At 33.9% G+C, this 21,122-nt stretch carries 19 protein-coding genes and 2 pseudogenes; 13 read left to right on the forward strand and 8 right to left on the reverse strand.

The features are described from left to right. Nucleotides 1-88: 88 nt before the first annotated feature. Nucleotides 89-1,603: a UDP-N-acetylmuramate--L-alanine ligase gene (murC, locus tag AAGD51_RS05035; protein WP_236514979.1), complete on the reverse strand. Its 1,515-nt coding sequence runs from the start codon at nucleotides 1,601-1,603 to the stop codon at nucleotides 89-91. A 26-nt stretch (nucleotides 1,604-1,629) separates the two neighbouring features. Between murC and AAGD51_RS05040 the strand changes: the two genes are divergently transcribed. The 3 genes from AAGD51_RS05040 to AAGD51_RS05050 all read left to right on the forward strand — a co-directional run bounded on the left by AAGD51_RS05040 (nucleotide 1,630) and on the right by AAGD51_RS05050 (nucleotide 6,057). After that, entirely contained in the window at nucleotides 1,630-2,304 is a 675-nt protein-coding gene (locus AAGD51_RS05040; RefSeq protein WP_006280020.1) for a septal ring lytic transglycosylase RlpA family protein, read from the forward strand. A gap of 766 nt (nucleotides 2,305-3,070) precedes the next feature. Continuing rightward, the gene (locus AAGD51_RS05045; RefSeq protein WP_006280021.1) at nucleotides 3,071-4,435 is read left to right on the forward strand and encodes an ankyrin repeat domain-containing protein; all 1,365 of its coding nucleotides are present in this window, start codon (nucleotides 3,071-3,073) and stop codon (nucleotides 4,433-4,435) included. 134 nt (nucleotides 4,436-4,569) lie between these two features. After that, nucleotides 4,570-6,057: a type II secretion system protein GspD gene (locus AAGD51_RS05050; RefSeq protein WP_077188083.1), complete on the forward strand. Its 1,488-nt coding sequence runs from the start codon at nucleotides 4,570-4,572 to the stop codon at nucleotides 6,055-6,057. A gap of 7 nt (nucleotides 6,058-6,064) precedes the next feature. Here AAGD51_RS05050 and AAGD51_RS05055 read toward each other — a convergent pair whose 3' ends face one another. After that, entirely contained in the window at nucleotides 6,065-7,003 is a 939-nt protein-coding gene (locus AAGD51_RS05055; protein ID WP_049973647.1) for a P44/Msp2 family outer membrane protein, read from the reverse strand. 66 nt (nucleotides 7,004-7,069) lie between these two features. Next, nucleotides 7,070-8,296, reverse strand: a complete 1,227-nt coding sequence (gene mtaB, locus AAGD51_RS05060) for a tRNA (N(6)-L-threonylcarbamoyladenosine(37)-C(2))-methylthiotransferase MtaB (RefSeq protein WP_077188084.1) — start codon at nucleotides 8,294-8,296, stop codon at nucleotides 7,070-7,072. A gap of 212 nt (nucleotides 8,297-8,508) precedes the next feature. On the opposite strand from mtaB, the pseudogene AAGD51_RS05065 reads away from it, so the two are divergent. From AAGD51_RS05065 to AAGD51_RS07290, 3 genes and pseudogenes are all read left to right on the forward strand, one after another. Next, nucleotides 8,509-9,341, forward strand: a pseudogene (locus tag AAGD51_RS05065) (IS5 family transposase). Nucleotides 9,342-9,450: 109 nt separating this feature from the next. Further along, nucleotides 9,451-10,462 (forward strand): IS630 family transposase gene (locus AAGD51_RS05070; protein ID WP_236514338.1). Its coding sequence is split into 2 segments (ribosomal slippage): nucleotides 9,451-9,912 and nucleotides 9,914-10,462, totalling 1,011 coding nucleotides; the frame shifts between segments, so codons are not numbered across the junction. 9 nt (nucleotides 10,463-10,471) lie between these two features. Continuing rightward, nucleotides 10,472-10,744 (forward strand): annotated as a pseudogene (locus AAGD51_RS07290) (MFS transporter); the annotation flags it as partial. 27 nt (nucleotides 10,745-10,771) lie between these two features. Here AAGD51_RS07290 and prfA read toward each other — a convergent pair. Next, nucleotides 10,772-11,851, reverse strand: coding sequence for a peptide chain release factor 1 (gene prfA / locus AAGD51_RS05080; RefSeq protein ID WP_007548640.1), 1,080 nt, complete (start codon nucleotides 11,849-11,851; stop codon nucleotides 10,772-10,774). Nucleotides 11,852-11,949: 98 nt separating this feature from the next. On the opposite strand from prfA, the gene yihA reads away from it, so the two are divergent. From yihA to AAGD51_RS05115, 6 genes are all read left to right on the forward strand, one after another. Further along, nucleotides 11,950-12,543, forward strand: coding sequence for a ribosome biogenesis GTP-binding protein YihA/YsxC (gene yihA / locus AAGD51_RS05085; RefSeq protein ID WP_015588868.1), 594 nt, complete (start codon nucleotides 11,950-11,952; stop codon nucleotides 12,541-12,543). A 4-nt stretch (nucleotides 12,544-12,547) separates the two neighbouring features. Then, complete coding sequence (gene argB / locus AAGD51_RS05090) at nucleotides 12,548-13,459, forward strand: acetylglutamate kinase (protein WP_006279509.1); 912 nt, start codon at nucleotides 12,548-12,550, stop codon at nucleotides 13,457-13,459. Between the two features lie 400 nt (nucleotides 13,460-13,859). Continuing rightward, the gene (gene dut, locus AAGD51_RS05100; protein ID WP_006279458.1) at nucleotides 13,860-14,321 is read left to right on the forward strand and encodes a dUTP diphosphatase; all 462 of its coding nucleotides are present in this window, start codon (nucleotides 13,860-13,862) and stop codon (nucleotides 14,319-14,321) included. A 78-nt stretch (nucleotides 14,322-14,399) separates the two neighbouring features. After that, nucleotides 14,400-14,975 (forward strand): hypothetical protein, encoded by a 576-nt coding sequence (locus tag AAGD51_RS05105; protein ID WP_236514537.1) that lies wholly within the window; start codon nucleotides 14,400-14,402, stop codon nucleotides 14,973-14,975. Between the two features lie 33 nt (nucleotides 14,976-15,008). Continuing rightward, a complete protein-coding gene (locus AAGD51_RS05110) occupies nucleotides 15,009-16,337 on the forward strand; it encodes an IS4-like element ISWosp9 family transposase (RefSeq protein WP_041573564.1) in 1,329 nt (442 codons plus the stop codon). Between the two features lie 5 nt (nucleotides 16,338-16,342). Continuing rightward, nucleotides 16,343-16,465, forward strand: a complete 123-nt coding sequence (locus tag AAGD51_RS05115; protein ID WP_255324039.1) for a hypothetical protein — start codon at nucleotides 16,343-16,345, stop codon at nucleotides 16,463-16,465. Nucleotides 16,466-16,804: 339 nt separating this feature from the next. Here the strand turns inward: AAGD51_RS05115 and nusB are convergent, their stop codons facing one another. Genes nusB through yidC form a run of 3 tightly spaced genes read right to left on the reverse strand, consistent with a single transcriptional unit; the run spans nucleotide 16,805 to nucleotide 19,393 of the window. Beyond that, nucleotides 16,805-17,287 (reverse strand): transcription antitermination factor NusB, encoded by a 483-nt coding sequence (gene nusB / locus AAGD51_RS05120; protein ID WP_007549265.1) that lies wholly within the window; start codon nucleotides 17,285-17,287, stop codon nucleotides 16,805-16,807. Continuing rightward, nucleotides 17,287-17,715, reverse strand: a complete 429-nt coding sequence (locus AAGD51_RS05125) for a 6,7-dimethyl-8-ribityllumazine synthase (RefSeq protein ID WP_006279647.1) — start codon at nucleotides 17,713-17,715, stop codon at nucleotides 17,287-17,289. The genes nusB and AAGD51_RS05125 overlap by 1 nt, the downstream gene beginning before the upstream one ends. After that, nucleotides 17,693-19,393, reverse strand: coding sequence for a membrane protein insertase YidC (gene yidC / locus AAGD51_RS05130; RefSeq protein WP_253303451.1), 1,701 nt, complete (start codon nucleotides 19,391-19,393; stop codon nucleotides 17,693-17,695). The genes AAGD51_RS05125 and yidC overlap by 23 nt, the downstream gene beginning before the upstream one ends. A gap of 134 nt (nucleotides 19,394-19,527) precedes the next feature. Here yidC and AAGD51_RS05135 point away from each other — a divergent pair, with 134 nt between their 5' ends. Beyond that, nucleotides 19,528-20,043, forward strand: a complete 516-nt coding sequence (locus AAGD51_RS05135; RefSeq protein WP_006279648.1) for a TIGR02281 family clan AA aspartic protease — start codon at nucleotides 19,528-19,530, stop codon at nucleotides 20,041-20,043. A gap of 6 nt (nucleotides 20,044-20,049) precedes the next feature. Here AAGD51_RS05135 and secF read toward each other — a convergent pair whose 3' ends face one another. Continuing rightward, the gene (gene secF, locus AAGD51_RS05140) at nucleotides 20,050-20,925 is read right to left on the reverse strand and encodes a protein translocase subunit SecF (protein ID WP_006279649.1); all 876 of its coding nucleotides are present in this window, start codon (nucleotides 20,923-20,925) and stop codon (nucleotides 20,050-20,052) included. Between the last annotated feature and the right edge of the window lie 197 nt (nucleotides 20,926-21,122).

Consider the following 21,122-nt stretch of genomic DNA (forward strand, 5'->3'; position numbering starts at 1 on the left):
TCTTTTTCTCAATTAAATTCATTTTCCATATATATAATTGACTAGATTCCAGTTTGCATGACACCAGTACTTGCATTTATTCTATCGTTTAACTAGATGTTTGTATAGTTTCTGCTATGAGCTTTGCAGCTTCCTTTGCCAATTTAGCTATATTACTACCAGCACCAATAAATAATACTATATCACCTGGACTTGTCGAATCACTAATAAAATGTGAAATGAGCAAAGCATCATTCATAATTTTTGTGTTATTAAATCCATTACTGATTAAAGCTTTTTGTATATCATCAATTCCACAACCAGGAATGGGCTTATCTTCTGGAGGATGAACAGGAGTAAGGATGACATAATCAAACATCATGAAAATTCGTATGAATTCATCAAAAAAATTACGAATGCGAGCAAAACGAAGTGGTTCGATAATTCCTATTACTTTTCCTTTAGTAATCGAACGCGCAGCCGTTAAAGTTGCATATATTTCATTTGGATGATGGGCATAATCCTCAATTAACTTAACACCTTTAATATTGGCAATCAAAGAGAATCTTCTTGCTACTCCTTGAAATTCCAAAAGGCCTTTTTTAATATCTGCATCGCTAATCCCGAGTTTTATCGCAACTGATATTGCAGCCAAGGCGTTGCTTACTTTGTGAATACCTATTGCGTTTGATAGTACTATGTTTTTTAAAGGGCTGGATCCCAGTGTCACGCACTGGGATGACAGAGGGTGATGGGATGACACCTGCTTTTTTGTCATGCAAGTAGCTGATGCTGGAATCCAGTTGTTCAACACGTCAAATTCTATGCTGTTAGCATGCTGTTTAATGTTGCTGGCTCTTATGCTACCATTCTCAAACCCAAACGTTATAGAATTACTCGCATCATAATCGATGTCTACAGAATCAGGTAAAACTGCAGAACCTGCATTATTCACGAATTGGGAAAATGCATTTTTGATATTATCAAATGTGCCGTAATAATCTATGTGGTCATTGTTGATACTTGTTATGACAGCAATCTTTGCAGGGATTTTTAGCATAGTTCCATCAGACTCATCAGCCTCGATCAGAAAAGTGTCACTCTTTCCAAGTTTTGAATTACTCTGATACGAATTTAGTATTCCTCCTACAATTACAGTTGCATCAATATTAGAATGATCAAAAATGGAAGCAATCATAGCCGTTGTTGTTGTCTTTCCGCTTGAACCTGAAACCGCTATCACATATTTACCTTTCATAATTTCAGCAAGTATGTCTGATCTATGCAAAACGGTTTTATTGTTATTTTTTGCCGCAATTAACTCCACATTATCAGATTCTATTGCAGAAGAATGTACAACTATTTGAGCTTGGCTTATATTATTAGCATTGTGACCAATATAAACCTCTATACCTAGCTTTTGTAACTTATTTATATTGTCGTTTGATTGTGCATCACTGCCTTGAACTTTGTAATTGGAATTGTGAAGAATTTCAGCAATAGCGCTCATTCCGATTCCACCTATACCAATAATATGTATTATTCCTTTTTGAGTTTTGTTAATATTTAGCAGTAGATGTTTACTCATTACTAAATTTATTATAGTATAATTTAAAATCCTCATAGTATCGAACCCTCTTACCGAATACAATGATAAAAAACCTAACCTTTCTATGCCTAATATTTGTTTTGATAAGTAGCTGCAGTGTTAGCAACAGGTTTAACTGCACTGCAGGTCATTATAAAATTGGCAGCAGCTACACAATAAATGGTATAACTTATTATCCAAAAAACTGTAAACACTATGAAGAGATAGGGATAGCATCGTGGTATGGAATAGAAGATCATGGCACACTTACAGCAAATGGTGAAGCGTTTAACCGTCACTTGATCTCTGCAGCGCATAAGACTTTGCCCTTACCCTGCTTTGTTCTTGTCACTAATTTAGAAAATGGAAGAAAGCTTGTTACAAGGGTTAACGATAGAGGGCCTTTTATTGAAGGCAGAATAATAGACTTATCAGAAAAAGCAGCTCAAGTCTTAGGATTTCATAAATCTGGGCTTGCAAAAGTAAAAGTTCAATACCTAAGAAAGATGTCAGAACAATTGATACAAAATACTCCTCATTATAGAAAGCAGTATGAAAAAGAAATACAGAAACGTCACCCAAAACAAGACAATGCAGAAAGTAAGGGATATGTTGCATTTTTTAAAAGTGCTCAGGCTGCTAAGTCAGCTGCATCAAAGCTTCGCAATCAAGGAATAAAAAATGTTAGATTGCTTTTTAAGAACGATCAATATTGCGTGAAAGTGAGTTATAGGTAGTGGTGAGTGCAGAATTTGAAAGATTTGGTTAATGTAAGGAACGCTGGCTAACTATTGTAAGTTAAAAATGTGATATAAAAAAGATATCAACAATTTATAGCTATACCACCGCGATATCTCTTAGCCGCTAACACGTAGCGGAATGACGAGCTTATCGTCACGCCACCGCTAACCGTCATACCGCGATTTATTCGCGGTATCTCAGCCGCTAACAAGTAGCGAAATGACAGCAATCCTACGTCATACCGTCACGGTATCTCTAGATCCCGCTAACAAGTAGCGGGATACTTGACCTTTACAGGGATGACAGTTGTCGTTTAGCTGCAAATGTTAAGAAATTTACCAAATAAAAAAAAAGGCAAAGAAACCCTAGGGTAGCTAGTATTCAAATTCTCCCTTGTCTATTTGACGTCTTTTACTGTCTTAAACACTTTATAAGCGCGTTTCGGCTTGTATAGGTAGAAACCTAAAAGTTTTATAAAGACATGAGGTGCACATAGTGCAAAAAATTAAGCATGATTTACGCCAAATACATTAAGTTTTTTGTCATTAATCCACTGCAGAGATTGCGAAGATAAATAAATAGCTTCAGTTTCATGATAAGAGGGCTGGCGGAGTTTGTCAAGTAAGTTTTTCGTTTCATCCAATGCGCTGCCAAAAGTTTGTTATGCAAGAATGCACTAGCCATTTCTCACAGATTCATTTAAACTTAATCAAGTAGGAGTATTATTAACGCGAAAAGAGTTTAATTAGAGATTTAAGTGATATGGCGCGTGAGGAAGATATAAACCAATTAGTAGAAAATGGATTTGATATTAACTCAAAAGATGCAAGTGGAATCACTCTCTTGCATAAGTTCACAAAAGAAGGCGATTTAGTTGGAGTAAAGTCATTACTAGAGCACGAAGCTGATTTCAATGTCGTAGACAACGAAAATAGAAACCCTCTGCATTACGCCATTATGCATGGACACAAGAAAGTTGCTAAACTTTTTGTTAACCAACTGACAATTAATTCCAAGGATAAAAATGGATTCACTCCACTGCACCTTGCTGCACTACAAGATGACACGGAATTAATAGATTTTTTGATAATAAAAGGCGCAAAAATTAATGAAAAAGATGTCAAAGAGGGCTATACTCCTCTTCATATAGCTTCACTATACGGTTCTAAAAAAAGTGTTCAAATTTTAATTGATAGCGGAGCAAATCTCGAATGTGAAGATAACAATTTTCGTACTCCTTTGTTTTTAACCATTTATCAATGCACCGCACATTATGACAGCAGAGCAGAAATTATAGAATATCTGATAAAGAAAGGTGCAAATATAGAAGCCAAAGATGCAGAAAATAACACTACGCTTTTCCTAGCAGCGTATAACAACAAAATGCAAATAGTAAAGCTTATTGCAAAAAAACAGCAAGCAAGTAACGATAAAATTAAACTTAAAGAGTTTTTTTGCACAAAAAATAACCATGGTTTTGATGCATTAGATTGCGCTATTGAGCATAATAATAGAAAAATGGTAACATTTCTTGTATCAAAAGGAATAGATGCAAATGATCAAGATTTTAATGGCAACGCCAGGCTGCATAAAGCTAGCCATAATGGTAACACTAAAACAGTTAAGCTCTTATTGAGGCTTAAGGTAAACATTAATGCTGTTACTAAATGTAACAGAACTCCCTTGCTACTCGCAGTTAAAAAAGGCCATACACAAATTGTGAAAATGTTATTGGAAGTTAGAGCCAATATGAACATTTGTGAGCAACAAGGTTTTGCACCTCTACATCTTGCTGTTCAAAAGGATTATTTTGATATAGCTCAGTTGTTAACAGAAAAAGGTGCAGACCTTAACATTAAGTGCAATAACGGTCATACCGCAATAGATATGTTCATTAGCAAGGCTCATAGCAAAAAAAACATCGAAGAAAATTACAAAAAATTTTGTAGATTTTTGATGCTTTACCTGAAAGAGCTACATAGTAAACACAAAGCCTGTTGTATACTTTCAACCCTAGCTCTAAGCTTAACAATTATAGGCTTACCATTTATTTTCAAGCCTATTATTAAATACAGAGAAAGAAGTAAAATATATAAAAAAATTAGGGCTATGCTGGTCTACATTTAAGTACAAGAAGAGTATACAAAAAATAAATAGCCAAAGCTAATACACGACAATTATCTGCTCGATGAAAATGAGATTAAATACATTTTTAATATTTTTATAGAAATCTATTAGTATAGATTTTGTATGCTGTTCTAATGGCTATTTTTAAATGCTTAATACTCCTCTTCATTATTTCTTGCACACATCTACCTACCAAGCAATATCCTATTAACATAGACAATTATAAGCACGATTATCCGTTGCAACAATATAACACCTCTTTGGAGATTAATGAACCGGCAATACCAGAAATTATGCCTTTACCAATAGAGTTTCCCGATCTCACAATCAGTAATCAGCTTATTTCTATTAATGTTAGTGAAGAAGTATCAGTAAAGGATTTGCTGATTGAGATAGGAAAACTTTCTGACGTTAACTTGGATATGGACCCAAAAATATCAGGTAATATTATTTTAAAGCTAAAAGATAAGGATATAAACGAAGTAATTCAGAGTATAGCAAATAGCGCCAAACTGCGTTACTCAACAAGTAATGGTGTAATTAGAATTGAGCAGGACTTGCCATACGCACAAAATTATTACGTAGACTTCATCAATATTCAACATTCTGCTCAAAGCAGTTTCGTTATTAATAACAATATTACTAACAGTGATGGAAGTAACGTTGATAGGGACTATAACAATGTTATGAAGTCTCAATACAGTAGTGACTTATGGAATTCATTAGAAAAAGGCTTGAATGCAATAATGGATGTTAACGGGGTGGATGATGGCGAATTCCTTTCATCCAACAGAGAAGCTGGTGTTATTATTTTGAATGCTAGAAAAGATGTCCACAAAGCTGTTGAAGAATATATTAATAAGGTTAAGAAGTTAGCGTCTTCTCAAGTAATGATAGAGGCAAAAATAGTTGAAGTTGTGCTAGATGACAAATACCTTTCTGGTATGAACTTAAATGACTTACAAGATGGAACTAAGTCTATAATAAATCAAGATAACTCCATTATTAACCTAGCAATGAACTTTGGTGCAAATGATCTAGGAGATTTAGTAAAAAATTTAGACAAATTTGGCACTTCAACTGTAATTTCAAGCCCCAGAGTACATGCTATAAATAATCAGCAAGCGATGATTTCATTTACTAAAAACCATATTTATTTTACCTCCGATATACAAAAAGATACTAGAAACTCTAATCAGACCTTAATTACCAAGATGAATAGCGTCCCAATAGGTGTTGTGCTAATAATCCACCCAAGCATTAACATTGATACTAGTGAAATATTCATGGATATACATCCAACTTTATCAAGAATTAACGGCTACACTAAAGATCCAGATATAGAGTACGTCGCACAGCAGAGTAAAATGAAATTAAATAGCGACATTCCAATTGTTGAAATCAGAGAAATGAACTCTATGTTAAAAATTAAGAGCGGTGAAATTATGGTAATCGGCGGGCTTATAGAACATAGAGAAGATAAGCAAAGCTTATTGCATCAGAAATCAAAAAGGCTAGCGAATAATATTAGAACAGTAGAAACTGTCATTTTTTTAAAAGCAACAATCGTACCAACATTTGGTTTGTTAGATAGAAAAGATAAGAATTTATATATATATTAAATTATCACTAAAAATTAAATATCAAACCAACTTCAATATTGTGAGTAGATATGTCATCTGCAACAGGTATCGGAACGCTAAAGTAACGATAGCCGAGAAAGGTTTTGATTTCTGGGATTATTGAATAATCAACACCAAGTTTTATTTGATAAGCAAACCAAGGAACATTCAGTGGCATTGAATTTTGGGGTGACCCATTAATCCTTTTTAATCTAAAAACTGTTGGTCCTATACCAAGACCGATGTACGGAGCAAATTGTGTATCCTGAACGCTGGGATTATAATAGAAGTTTAACAAAAACGCAAATATACTTGCTGATTTATCAAATACCGGAGGAGAATTACTATCTTCAATATTGGCTATAGAATACGCGGCTTCAAAATCAATTTTACCATTTTCTCCAGCATAGTAACCTAAAGACATGCTGCTAAACCACTGGAAATCAATTTTACCATCAAATTGCTGTATACTTTTAATTTCATCTGCCACTATATTTTTTATTATAAAACCATAATGACTTTCAACTAAAGTTAGGACTCTCTCCCCTATTGCCTTTATACCCTTTACAAATGTTTCTGAATTATCATGGTATACCTTACCACCGTTAGCGCTAACATAAAAATCAAGTTTTTTTGATTTTTCTTTTGTAGGCTCAGCTTGATCTGCAATACGTGACCACATATTTTTCTGATCAGCTACTTGGAGAATAGAAGGTTGTTCAATAGGACTATTTTCAGGTTCTTGATATTTTAAATCCTCTGTTAGTACTTCTTTTTCAGTAACCTCTTTAGAATGCATTACATCTTCATTATTGTCCGTTTCTAGTTTTAAGAGTTGTGTTCCAATAACTTGTTCAACGTGTACATAATTACCGATATAAGTAATAAAAAAATAGACACATGAAATTAAAATCAAAAATAAAGTAATAGATCTTTTAGTTATCACAAATGAACCCATAATTATCATTTATAGTATAACCATCATATCATATATTTCTTTAATGTACAAAAATTAAGAAAGAGTATTTCCAATTAAATAATTATTCTCTACGCCTGTAACATTAACTTTCACAATACTTTTAGCTTGCGCTCTTGATTCAAGCTTTATTAATGCAAAATTTTCTGCTCTACCGACATTATTTTGCTCAACCAGAACACTTTGCTTAGTGTTGATCAAGGATTGACAAAAACTGCTCATAATTTCTTTATTTACTTCTCTTAAATTTTTTACTCGTTCTTTACGCACATTCTCTGGTACTTGTGGCATTCGTGCAGCAGGTGTATTTTTCCGCTCTGAATATGGAAAAGCATGTAGGTAAACTATATTTGTTTTTTTCAGTAAATCAACTGTATCCTGAAACATTTCATCAGTTTCTGTTGGAAATCCAGCAATAATATCAGCGCCAAATGCTATATTAGGCCTCAAGCTCTTCATTTTATGACAAAATTCTATCACTTGTTCTCTGTTGTGACGACGCTTCATTCTCTTTAGTATTAAATTATTACCAGATTGTAAACTCAAATGTAAATGAGGCATAAGTCTTGACTCATTAGCTATTAAATCCATTAATTCGTCGTCAACTTCAGCAACATCGATAGAGGAAAGTCTTAGCCTCTTCAACTCTGGTATATCCTTTAAAACTCTCCTAATCATTGAACCAAGTGATGGCTTACCCAACAAATCTGTACCAAAGTCAGTAATATCAACCCCTGTAAACACTACTTCTTGATATCCATTTTCTACAAAGATCCTGATTTGCTCTATAATACTGTTTATTGGCACAGATCGATTATTCCCTCTTGCCTCAGTAATTGAACAAAATGTGCAGCTATGATTACAACCATTTTGAATTTCAATAAATGCCCTTGACTTATCTTCAAATCCATTAATTAGAACAGGTTCTACTTGGTTATCACTGACCAAGATTTTATCGTCATTTAGTAAGTAATTTTCAGCTTTTAGCTTATCTTGATTACCGAGCACTTTACTTACACCAGGAATGCTACTGTAAACTTCTGGATCCAACTGAACAGCACAACCAACTACGATAATTTCTTTATTTGGATCATTTTTGTAAATCTTACGTATCTTTTGCTTTACCTGACGTTCTGCTTCGTTTGTCACTGCACAGCTATGCACCACAACAACATTTTCTCTCTTTGCTTTTTTTAATGCTTCTTTGATTAACTCGCTCTCGTAAAAATTTAGACGACAACCAAATGTTATCACTTCATTCATGTTAGTATTTTTTGCTTTAATAGACCTAAATTATATCAAATATCCAAGCAAAGTCTCTTGCATGACTATTTTTTTGTAAATAAATGCTATGCAAGCAGCAGACACTGGGATCTCAACGATTTTCACTCAGACACAGTATCACTCCTTTGCTTAGAGGTTGTCCGGAAACAAGTAAAAGGCTATAATATCTGAAATTTTAGTACGGGGTAAAGATGAGAAAAAAGTATCCAACAGATCTAAGCGAAAGGGAATGGGCAAGAATAGAAAAACACTTCAGAGTATCATACAAGAAAGGAGGAAGGCCGCCAAAGTATAGCAAAAGAGAAATATTAGAAGCAATTTTCTATGTATTGCGTACAGGGTGTCAATGGCGGTATTTACCAAATGATTTTCCGCTATGGAAGACTGTGTATGAGCAGTTCAGGCAATGGAAGAAGCAGGGAATTTTTGAGAAAATGAATTATGAAATTACAAAATATAGTAGAAGAAAAATAGGAAGGAATGAGCAGCCGAGTGCCTGTATAGTAGATAGTCAATCTGTAAAGACTACAGAAAAGGGGGGATCAAAGGCTATGATGGAAGTAAAAAAGTAAAGGGTAGAAAAAGGCATATAATTACAGACACTCAGGGTTTTATACTAGGTTGTTACGTAGGCGCTGCTAACGAAAATGATAGAGATGGTATTAAAATAGCATTAAACAATATGAGAACAAAATATACTAAAGTTAAAAAAATGTGGGCTGACATGGGATACCAAGGAAGAAATTTAAAGAATCACATAAAGGAAGAATATGACATAGATATTGAAATTGTTACAAGGCCTCCATGTAGATTTTGGGTGCACAAAGATACGCCACCTGAGCTACTACCAACAAGAGAACAAGGGTTTAAAGTACAGCCAAGAAGATGGGTTGTAGAAAGGACTTTTGCTTGGGTTAATAGGAATAGAAGGCTATCGAAGGAGTATGATTTACTCACAACATCCACTGAGAATTTCATATACCTAGCTATGAGTAGGGTTATGTTAAAGAGGGAATATGCTTGAATTTACTAGTTTCCGGACAACCTCTGATACCAATTCCCATTACAGGGCAAACAGATGGACAATGATGGAAGAAAAGCCATACTGAAGTAAGTAAAATAGCGAGGTTTAAATGGCATTAAGATCAAAATTATTGGATGAAAAAGTAGTAGAATCAGCAAAAGAAATGCTGAAGAAAGTAAGGAATAATGCATATGTTTCAAAAAAACTAAATGCTGTAATTGCAGCAAAAAAGTACAGTATAACGGCTGTAGCAAAAATATATTGCATTTCAAGAAGCGCACTAACTTCGTGGGTAAAACTCTTGAAAATTGGCAGAGAAGAAAAACTGTTTGCTCCTTCACAACGTCGTAGAAAAACTAAATTAAATCAGGCTCAACTACAGCAAATTGAAGAGTGGATAGAAGAAAATCCTAATATCACCATTAAAGAAATGAGAATAAGAATCCAGGAAAAGTTCGGATTAAATATCAGCAAATCTACAGTACACCGCCATATGCAAAAGATGAAATTCTCATATATTACACCAAGACCAGTTCATAATGGACAAGATAAAAGCAAACAAGAGGAATTCAAAAAAAAATCTCAATGGAGCTATTAGCAAGTATCCAGAAAAAGAGCTATTTTTCTTTGATGAATCATGGTTTGGCACACATTCAAAAGTTGGACATGGGTGGTTTAAAAAGGGGATTAGAACACAGGTTAAAACAAAATTAGGTAGGCAAAATTTCTATCTCTATAGTGCAGTTAATCCTAGAAATCGAGAGAGTTCTAGCTTATTTGCACCAAATGTCAACACTGATTGCATGAACATATTTCTTGAGCAAATTTCGCAATATCTAGAAACACGAGAGGCTTTTCTCGTTATGGACTGTGCTAGTTGGCATAGGTCAAAAAATTTAAAGGTACCTAAAAATATCGACATTATATACCTACCTCCATACTCACCTGAGCTAAATCCTGTTGAGAGGCTTTGGTTATATATAAAACAGAACATTTTGCGCAATAAAATATACGATACAATTGCTCTACTTGAGGGTGCTTTGTGCAAATTTATTACTTCTCTTGCCAGCTCCACAATTAAACAACTCTGCAATGTTTCCTATTTGACTGGACAACAATGAGAATTGGTATTAGTAACACTGTCTATGATTATTTTTTCTATCGGTTGTGCAATTTTCCAGCCAGTGATTTTTAATGCATCAATAAATGTTTTCCCTGAAATTAAAGGCACAGCTTCTTCTGCAGTCTCGTTCATTAGAGCTTTTATCATGGCTATTTTTATCGGCTTAACAAGCTACATTTACAATGGTCAAACAATTAGTGTAGCTGTTCTTGTTTTATCCGCGATAGTACTAGAACTTGTTTTTACTGTCTATCTATTGCGTTTAAAAGATCCTATGTAATTAATAAAGATATTCCATTGTAGGCTGCTAACTTTCCCCGGCCAATCTTTCTGCTTCATTGCGTGAAATTAATGCCTCAATAAATTCATCTAGTTCACCTTCTTTTATAATCTGCTCTAACCGATGTGAAGTTAGATTAATTCTATGATCTGTTATTCTTGATTGTGGAAAGTTATATGTTCTTATGCGCTCGGAACGATCACCAGAGCCAATTTGGCTTTTCCTCATTGTTGACCTTTCCATTTCTTTTTTTTGTCTTTCAATTTCGTATAGCCTTGCCCTCAATACTTTGAGCGCTTTAGCTTTATTTTTGTGCTGCGATTTTTCATCTTGCTGTATCACAACTATCCCTGTTGGCAAGTGGGTGACCCTTACTGCGCTGTCAGTTGTATTCACTGATTGCCCTCCAGGACCACTGGATCTATAAACATCTATTCGTAAGTCTTTTTCTTCTATTTTAAAGTCAACTTCTTCTACTTCAGGTAATATCGCAACAGTAGCGGCAGAGGTATGCAACCTTCCTGAGGATTCAGTTTCTGGCACTCTCTGTACTCTGTGCACCCCTGATTCAAATTTCAACCTTGCAAAAACTTCTGTTCCATTAATGAGTGCAGAAGCTTCCTTATAGCCACCTATACCTGTATTAGAAATGCTTATTGGCTCGAACTTCCAATTTCTTCTTTCTGCATATTTTTGATACATACGAAATAACATTGCTGCAAATAATGCTGCTTCTTCTCCGCCTGTACCTGCTCTAATTTCTAATATTGCATTTCTTGAGTCATCTTCATCTTTGGGCAATAATGCTAACTTTAATTTTGCTTTTATTTTTGGTAATAATACCTTGTGCTTTTCGAAAAATTCTTCTTTTGCTAACTCTTTTATATCACCTTCGCTGTTTTCATCTTTCATTATTTCTTCTAAGTCTGAAATTTCCTCTTTCAGCGTGTTATATTCATCAATTATCTTGATTATTGGCCTGAGCTCAGAGTATTCCTTTGAAAGGGTAATGAATTCTTTTTGACTTAAATTGGTAGGATTTTCCAAATTCCTCTCTATATCATTAAATTTTTTCTTTAAGTCTTGTAAATTATTTTCCATATCCATATAGCACAGATCTAGCTAAGTAATATATACTGAAATAAAAAATTTCTTATATCAAGCAATAACACTATAATATACCTACTACCTTCTAGTTGAATATAATGGCAAAACAGATAACATCAAACTGCAATTTCATATTTGGAGCTTCGGACATAAAAACATTACCAGATGAATCGGCTCCAGAGATTGCGTTTGCTGGTAGATCAAATGTAGGAAAATCCAGTCTGATTAACTTACTGATAAACAGCAAAAAAGCTGCCAGAGTTTCCTCTAAACCTGGATGCACTAGACAAATAAATTTTTACTCTATGTACAATGATAAGTTCAGGCTTGTTGACCTGCCAGGGTATGGTTATTCTCATGCAGGTAAGGAGGAAATTATACAATATTTAAACTTAATTGAGTATTATCTAATTCAAAGAAGAAATCTAAGAAGAGTGTTTGTGTTGATAGATAGCAAGGTAGGATTAAAAGAAATAGACAAAGACTTCATTTATTGGTTAATATATAATAACATTAACTTTAACATTGTGCTAACAAAAATAGATAAAGTAAGTCAAAAAAGCTTAGGTGCTGTTATAGAAGATATTCAAAAATGGATTAATAATGAGAATGTGTCAATTCATCAAATGAGCATCCGTGTTAAGCATAAAATAACCAAGGTAAGAGATGAGTTTTTCAAGTTTACAAGATAAAAAAATGAAGAGTAGTGAATTTTTAAAGGGTGAGGTATCATTTGAACAAAAAGCAGAAATATTACTTGAAGTGCTATCTAACATACCTAGCTTTGTAGGCGAGACTTTTGTCATTAAATGCGGTGGTACAATAATCTTAGATGAAACACTATTTAATACTTTTGTGCATAATGTTGTCTTGTTGAAGCAGCTTGGTATAAATCCGGTAATAATTCATGACGGAGAATATGAAATTAACTCAGTGTTAAAAATGCTGGATATGAACAGTAAGTTTGTGAATGGTATCAGACTTACAGACAAAGACACTATGAAAATCATTGAAATGGCACTGTGTGGTTCAGTTAATAAAAAAATTGTTCAGTATATAAATTCTGCTGGTGGTTCAGCTATTGGATTATGTGGAAAAGATGGTCACTTAATTAAAGCCGAAAAAATAACCGCTACGCTTAGAGAAGATAGATCAAATAATATCGAAAAGATATTAGACATGGGGTTCATCGGTAGACCCACTGAAATCAATCCTGATATATTATTTTTTATTGAAGAATCAGATTTTATACCAGTTATTGCACCAATTGGTCATGGAAAAGATGGGGAAACGTATCATATTGATGCCGATAGCACTGCAAGCGCAATTGCAATTGCAGTTTCTGCATCTAAAATGATAATCTTGAGTGACACAGATGAAGAAATAGATAAAATTGGTGGCAGGAAGATATCTGTTAAAAATTTAAATGCATCGATTGATTGTGGGAAAATTAAAGGGGAAAAATTTATTGAAAGGCTTATGGCATACGTTAAAATGGCGGAGGAATGTGCTGGAGTTGTTCACATAGTTGATGGTAGAATACCTAACATTATGCTTGATTTATTTACTGAGAGTAATTCAAGCATATTGATTGTGAGTGATTTATAGCTATACTGCTTACAACCACACGAATACCAAGAGGGTGTCATTCAAGTAGCTGACACTGGAATGACAGCAATCCACGTCATACCGCGATTCATTCGCGGTATCTCTAGATCCCGCTAACAAGTAGCGGGATGACGGTTGTCAGGGTGTCATCCCAGTGCCCAGACACTGGGATCCAGAAGACTTAATTTCAACCAAGTGGCTGCATAATAAGGACTAGATTCCAGACTGGAATGACATCATAGGGGCACTGGGATGACAAAAAAAGGAGCACTGAACTTGTCAAGGAATTTTATGGCCTAGCGTCACGCGCTGGAATGACATCATTTACGATGTAACATTTATCACTTTTGCAGATACAATTTACATGCTATAATTGAGTCTTCATAGATGGTAAATTGGAGTGCAAAGAAGTAAAATTAAAGTAGAAATAAAAAGATTATCACACGGAGAAGACTTGTCTCTTCCATGTTATGCAACTACGCAGAGTGCTGGCATGGATCTTTATGCTGCATTGAATGATTCTGCTGTTTTAAATCCACTTGAAAGATTACTTGTTCCAACTGGAATTGTGATTGCAATACCAAACGGTTTTGAGGGGCAAATCCGCCCACGTTCTGGTCTTGCTGCAAAACATGGAATCACTGTCTTAAATTCTCCGGGCACTATAGACTCTGATTATCGAGGTGAAGTTAAAATTTGTCTAATTAATCTAAGTAATCAGCCATACGAAATAAAAAGAGGAGATAGAATCGCACAAATCCTTATTTCTCCTGTATCTCAGGTAATTTGGGATGACAGAGAAGAATTCTGCGCAGAAGAAACCGGTCGCAATGCAGGGGGCTTTGGCTCAAGCGGCAGGTAGCTTACGAAAAAGCTTGACTATGACAGTTCTTTTATACACAATTTAAGCATATTAATATTTTATTAAATGAAGTCGTTTATGCTAACTTTCAAAAATCATTGTGGCCAGCTCCACAAAGCAAACACTGTATTTGTTGCATTTACTGCTATATACGTTATAGGTGGATTAGCAATACTTTCAACACCGCTTTGGAGGCCTTCAACTTGCAAGCTAGCAGCTTTTGCAGCTACACCACTTGGAATGGGCGTTTTAGCATTTGTTGCTGCTGCGCTGACTTATTTAGCAATATATGCTATCAGCAAAAATAACGAAATATCTGAGTTGAAAGCTCTGAAGGTTATTAAGGATGGGTTGCTAGTAACAGAAGACGCATTTAGGGAAATTGCAAGGAATAACCAAGTTAAAGATGAAGAAGGTAAGGTAGAAAAGGATAAATATTATATAGACTTCAGCTTAGAAGGCAAGAACTACCGTATTATTGTTGATATTAATCAGTTTACCAATAAGCTAGGCAATACTTCACTCTTCGAGATAGATTCACTAGAAGTGAAAAACAAAGAAGGTAAGTTCGAGACAGTAGATAAAACCATACGCGTCAAGTTAAGGAAAAGTGTAAGTAAAGTTGATAGAGTGAAGGAAAATAATAAGGTATAAATTCTCTTGGATATATGAATGAGAGAACTTACAATGGACAGAATAGCTTGCTTATCAAAAGACCTCAATGAATTCTTTAATGAAAAAGCAGACGAAATATCAATTGCAGTAGGTTTTATAAAAAGAAAGAGAAAACTTAATGGCTCATCATTCATAAAAGCTATGGTTTTTGGTAACATAGGAGTTGATGATTGCAGCATAGAAACAATGTGCCAATTGCTAAATGAAGACTCGATAGAAATTACAAAACAGGGTTTAGATTTTAGGTTTAGTGAAGAAGCAGTTGAGTTCATGAAAAAAATGTATAACGAAGCTTTGTGTTTATTTAAAAAAAGTCTACAGATTGATTGCAAAATTTTACAGCAATTTGGAAGCGTTAAATTATTGGATAGCAGCTACATTAGCCTGCCCAGTAGCATGGAAGATATGTACAAAGGATATGGCAGTAGCTATAGAGATTGTGAGAATAATACCAAATCAGGAATAAAGCTACAGTTAGTCTTTGATTACCTGAATCAAGCGCTAGATAAGTTAAATTTTATGGAAGGAATAAGGTCGGATCAAGGTTATAGGGATTATCTGAACGGTTTATCAGCCAATGATTTGCTAATATTTGACTTGGGCTACTTTGTGCCTAGTTCTTTTAAACAGATTGATGAAGCAGGTGCATATTTTGTTAGTCGTTATAAGTCTGATACCAATATATATGATATAGAAACAAATCAAAAAATAGAGCTATTGGAGTATTTAGAAGGTCAATTATCTTCAGAAAAAGAAGTATTATTAGGAAAGGAAGTAAAAATTAAGGTAAGAATTATATGTCAAAAGCTAACTGAAGAACAGTCTATGGCTAGAAGAAGAAAGGCTAATAAATTAGCAAAGTCACATGGATATACATCTTCTCAAAAGAATCAAAAGTTATTAGATTGGTCAATATTTATAACTAATGTTCCAGAGAGTAAAATTAATGCTGAACAAATATTGACGGTTTATAGAGTAAGATGGCAAATCGAATTACTATTTAAACTATATAAAAGTCATATCAATCTTGATAAACTAAAAGGAAAGACAAATCCATTTAGAGTATTGTGCGAGCTATACGCAAAATTATGTGCTATTCTCGTATTTCACGGAATGATTGGCTGTGTAAAACTAAAAAAGAACACGGAGCTCAGTTTAACAAAGGCATTTATTGAATTGAAAAGGCGGGTTAGAGAGCTCTTTTTGATATTAAACAATATTGTCAATAATTTAAAAATTTTTCTAAAAAAGCTTACTATAATCTGGTCAAAGTTTTCTTTGAAAGACAGATATAGGAAGACCAGGGTATCTACTTTAAGCTCTCTACATTCCTTAACTTGACGCGTATGGTAGATAAAACAGAATGGAATAAAACATTAGGTTTAGAAAAAGAGGGTGCTAAAGAGGTTAACACTTATTTAGGCTCGCTTATTGTTGAACAAGTTGCTTCTCAACAACAGACAGTATAGCCAAGTGAAATAAAAGAGGTAGATTAAGTCTGCCTCTTTGTTTTTTTTGATTTTTAGTGTTACGCGCATAACTGCATGGATGTTGCGATTCTCAAGGCAACGTATCTGTTTAGATGCATGGCTAATGCTGAAACAAAAATTCCAGTGTTCCCTTTCTTGTCATCCCAGTGCTTGACACATAACTGTACAAACATTCATTTTTGAAGGTAAATTGCACAACAGATAATGTCATTCCAGTGCTCCCTTTCTTGTCATCCAAGTAGCTGACACTGGGATCTGGTAGACAATGTTCATACAGCAGCTACTCGGATGACACCTTGTGCTTGCTGGCTATAATTGCTAAGGATTTTTATTTAATTTAACTGCATCTTTTGCCTTATCCAATAACCCATTAATAAAACCAATTTCGCTTGGTTTATCAAGTAAATCAGATGCAATGTTAGTATATTCATTAATGACAACTGGAACTGGCGTATCACAATTAGCTAACTCACATATTGCAACACGCAAAATAGATAAGCTTATAAGATTTAACCGTGAAAGGGACCAACTTGGGTGTAAATAAGACTCTATTATTTTATCATATTCTTCACTGCTTTTTATAACCTTATATAACAAGTTTTCTAAGAACTGATGTTCAAATTCTTCACATTCAAATATATCTTTCAACTTATTTATGTAGTCCTTAAGCTCACAATTTTCCAGTTTAAAAGTGCTTTTGTTGTAACCTACGAAAATATTTGAATAAGCAATTTGTACAGCAAGAAATCTTGCCGTGCTTCTTTTTATGCGCCACTTTTTATCTACTGGTTTTTCCTCCATTATTTTAATTTATTGTGTAAATCTATCATACGCAAAACAGTTGAGGCTGCATGGCCACCAACGTTCTTTTTGTTTTTATCAGCTCTAACTAGTGCTTTATCTTTGCTGTCAGCGGTAATTACACCCATACCAAGGGGTATTGCATAATGCATAACAACCTCATTTAAGCCTTCAATTACTCCTTTACAAACATATTGATAATGATCGGTTTCACCGCGAATTACGCACCCAAGAGCTAAATAACCATCATAATTAGTATGCCCACTCTTGACTGCAAAAAGAATTGTAGCTGGTATCTCAAATGTACCAGGAACCTCAACTACATCGTAACTGGCATTACTGCCTTTTAATTTATCAATTGCACCTTCAAGCAAAAGGTTCGCTATTTCAGTATAATAAATCGAATTAACTATTAGTATTCTCGACATTTACTACCACTTTTTTTGTTAAAAACAACTTTATTAATGACTGTTGAATTAGAGTTATAATATTACTAAATATCCAATATATTACCAGGCCGGCAGGAAAAGAAGAAAAAATAAAGACAGAAATGTAAGGTAAAAACTTCATAACATTTACTTGAATATCATCTTTACTGGTTTGATCTTTCTCACTTAGCTTCTGCTGAATTATCATGGTGGCACCGAAAATTATAGGTAAAATGCCTATAGAAATAGGAAAGTTATAATTAAACAACCCAAATAATGTAAAGATGTTCGTTGGGTCAGGAGCTGAAAGATCCTTAATCCATAAAAAAAAAGGAGCATGCCTCATCTCTATAGTAACAAATAATACTTTATATAGAGCAAAAAATACCGGTATTTGTATTAGCATGGGAAAAATGCTCGACATTGGATTTACGTTGTTTCTCTTAAACAATGCAATTGTCTCTTTATGCTGCTTTAAGCTGTCATTTTTATACAACTCTTTTACACGAGTTAGCTCAGGCTGCAAGCTTTTCACCTTGAACATTGAAACATATGATCTATTAGATAAGGGAAGCATCAAAAGTTTGATTACTAAAGTCAGCAATAATATTGCTAAGCCAAAATTCTTTAAAACGAAGTTAAAGTATTCAAGCAGTAAAAACACTGGTTTAGTTATAAAGTAAAGAACACCAAAATCTACAGCTTTATCAAACAAAGGTATATTGAGAGTATCCTTATAAGAATCCAGTAAATTCAACTTTTTTGCTCCAGCAAAAAAATAATTCACATTAGAAGTGCTTGCACCAGGAAGTATACTCTTATAAGACTTAACAAAATCTACTTGAAATTTATCAATATCATTAGCGTTAGTATGTTTAATGCTTACATTTATTTTATCAGATTTTTCAGGTATGATGGCTGTGAGCCAGTATTTATCAGCAAAACCAAACCAATTTTTTTCACTCGTGCTTGCTTTTATTAAATGTTTTTTGGAAATATCCTTATATGTCCACTCCTCTAGTTTATTATCAAATGCACCCAGTACTCCTTCATGGGATATCCAATAAGATTCGTTGATATTGTCACGTTTACGGTTAATTTTACCATAAGGAACCAAAACTACATTATCCTTTGTATTATTTTCAACAACTTGCTCAACTTTAAACATGTAATTATCGTCGAGGTTAATTTTCATTCTAAATAAAATGCCATTCTCATTGTCCCAAGATAAATTGACCTCTTTTTGATTAAGTTTATCTGCTCGCCAGACTGCTTTAGAATCTGGAACTTTAATCTTGTTACTCGGATCGAGCCACCCAAATTCTGCAAAATATACATCTTTTGATTCTGCAGGTGACAGTAACACCACTTGTGGAGAAGAAGAACTCGGTTCTAAGTGGTAATTAGTTAAAATTAAGTCATCAAACCTTGCACCTTTCAGAGAAATTGATCCTTTAATCATGTTATTGGTTAAACTAACCCTCTGTTCTCGAGTAGAATTAATAATTTCAGAACGATTTTGGTATATTATAGGAGCAAGGTCGTTAAAAGATTCGATATGTTCAATCAATGGCTGGTTTTGGTTTGTACTAAAAAAATTATCATAAATAATACGCCAAGACACCATGATTAACATGGAAAGGATAGCTGCCAAAATTAAACTTTTTGCTTCTGACATGAAATTAAATCAAACATATCTTCTTAAAGTGTATACTAAATATTGTACTAAAACAATGAAATTTACTTATTTTTAATAATAACTTTTAACGCTGATCTTTAAAATTTATTTTAATAGCTTCAAATTTTAACAATATGAACGCGGTGAAAAATCTAGTTATTTGGTTGCTAATAATAGCCACTACTGCAATGCTTATTGATTCACAAAGGGACAAACTAAGCGACAGATTTCTCAGTACTTTTTTACCATATAAAGGAAGAATTCAAAATAGCGGTCAGAATAGTGGAAGTATTGAATTTACGAAGTCATATGATGGACACTTTTATATTCAGGCTCAAGTCAATGATCGCAATATAACGTTTTTGCTTGATACTGGAGCAACCGATATTGTTCTATCACAAAAAGACGCATTACATGTTGGTATTAACTTACAAAATGTTCAGGATTTTAAAATATATGAAACTGCGAAAGGTCAAATAAAAGCTGGAGTGGTTCAAATACCTCAAGTTAAAATAGGAAATTTTTTGATTAATGATGTACAGGCAAGCGTTAACACTCATTCTATGTCTCATTCACTACTTGGAATGAGCTTTTTAAGGTATTTTCATTTCACTATAAGAGATAATAAGTTGATATTATACCGCGACTAAACACTTCTACAATCTACTTATCAAAGCTCTGTAGGTTAATATAGGAGCAGAAATAAATATTGCAGAACAAGTGCCAATCAAAATACCAAAAAAAATGATCAAGCTGAAGTCTTTCACTGCATCTGTGCAGATTAATGCCAAAGGAAGAGCAGCAAGAAGGGTTGTACCCGAGGTTAATATAGTGCGAAATAATGTAGCGTTGATACTTGCATCTACTATCTCACTCATCCGCCCACTTTTACCACTCTTGCAATACTCTCGAATCCGATCGTATATAATTACTGAGTTATTGATTGAATAACCAATGACAGTGAGAAGAGCTGCAACTGATGAAATATTAAACTCAATGCCAGTTAGGCTAATAAAACCAACAGTTAAAATCACGTCATGAATCAGTGCTGTTATTCCACTGAATCCACATTGCCAATTAAATCTAAACCAAACGTAAAAAAATATTCCAACAATTGCGATCAACATGGATAACATTCCTTCAAATATTTGTGTTGAGCTTATTTGTGGGCCAACATAGTCTATTTTACGATAGCTTATTGAGCTCCCCAGCTTTTCTTCTAGTATGCTTTTTATCTTTTTGATTTTATCTTCATCTCCTTCATCTTTAAAACGCATGACTAAATTATCACCCGCTTTTGAACTCTGCACTGTAAAACCATTTTCTTTTAATGCATCGAGAATAGAGTGATTCTCATCTGAAGATTTTATCTCTATCAAAATTCCGCCTGCAAAGTCTATGCCTAAGTTCACTCCACGCAGCACAACAGTGAATATTGAAAAGATGATAAGAATAATGCTAATTAATGCAGTCAAATCCCTATATTTACTAAATTTTATATTGAGGTTATCTGGAATGAGTCTAAGTGCCATGCTATTTACTTAAACTTGAATTTTATATACTTTTCAAAAAATTCACTAGTTTATTCTGTGATTGTTTGACTATGTAAATTTTTCTGTCAGTTGATTCTTGTCTGTCAATTAAGTTCTATCTAGTGCAAACTTTGCAATTTTGAAGTACATTACAAGAGCAAAATACCGCCAATTTGGCCCATCATTTTATCTCTGCA

It is taken from the genome of Wolbachia endosymbiont (group A) of Volucella bombylans (assembly GCF_964026965.1).
GTDB classification, from domain to species: domain Bacteria; phylum Pseudomonadota; class Alphaproteobacteria; order Rickettsiales; family Anaplasmataceae; genus Wolbachia; species Wolbachia pipientis.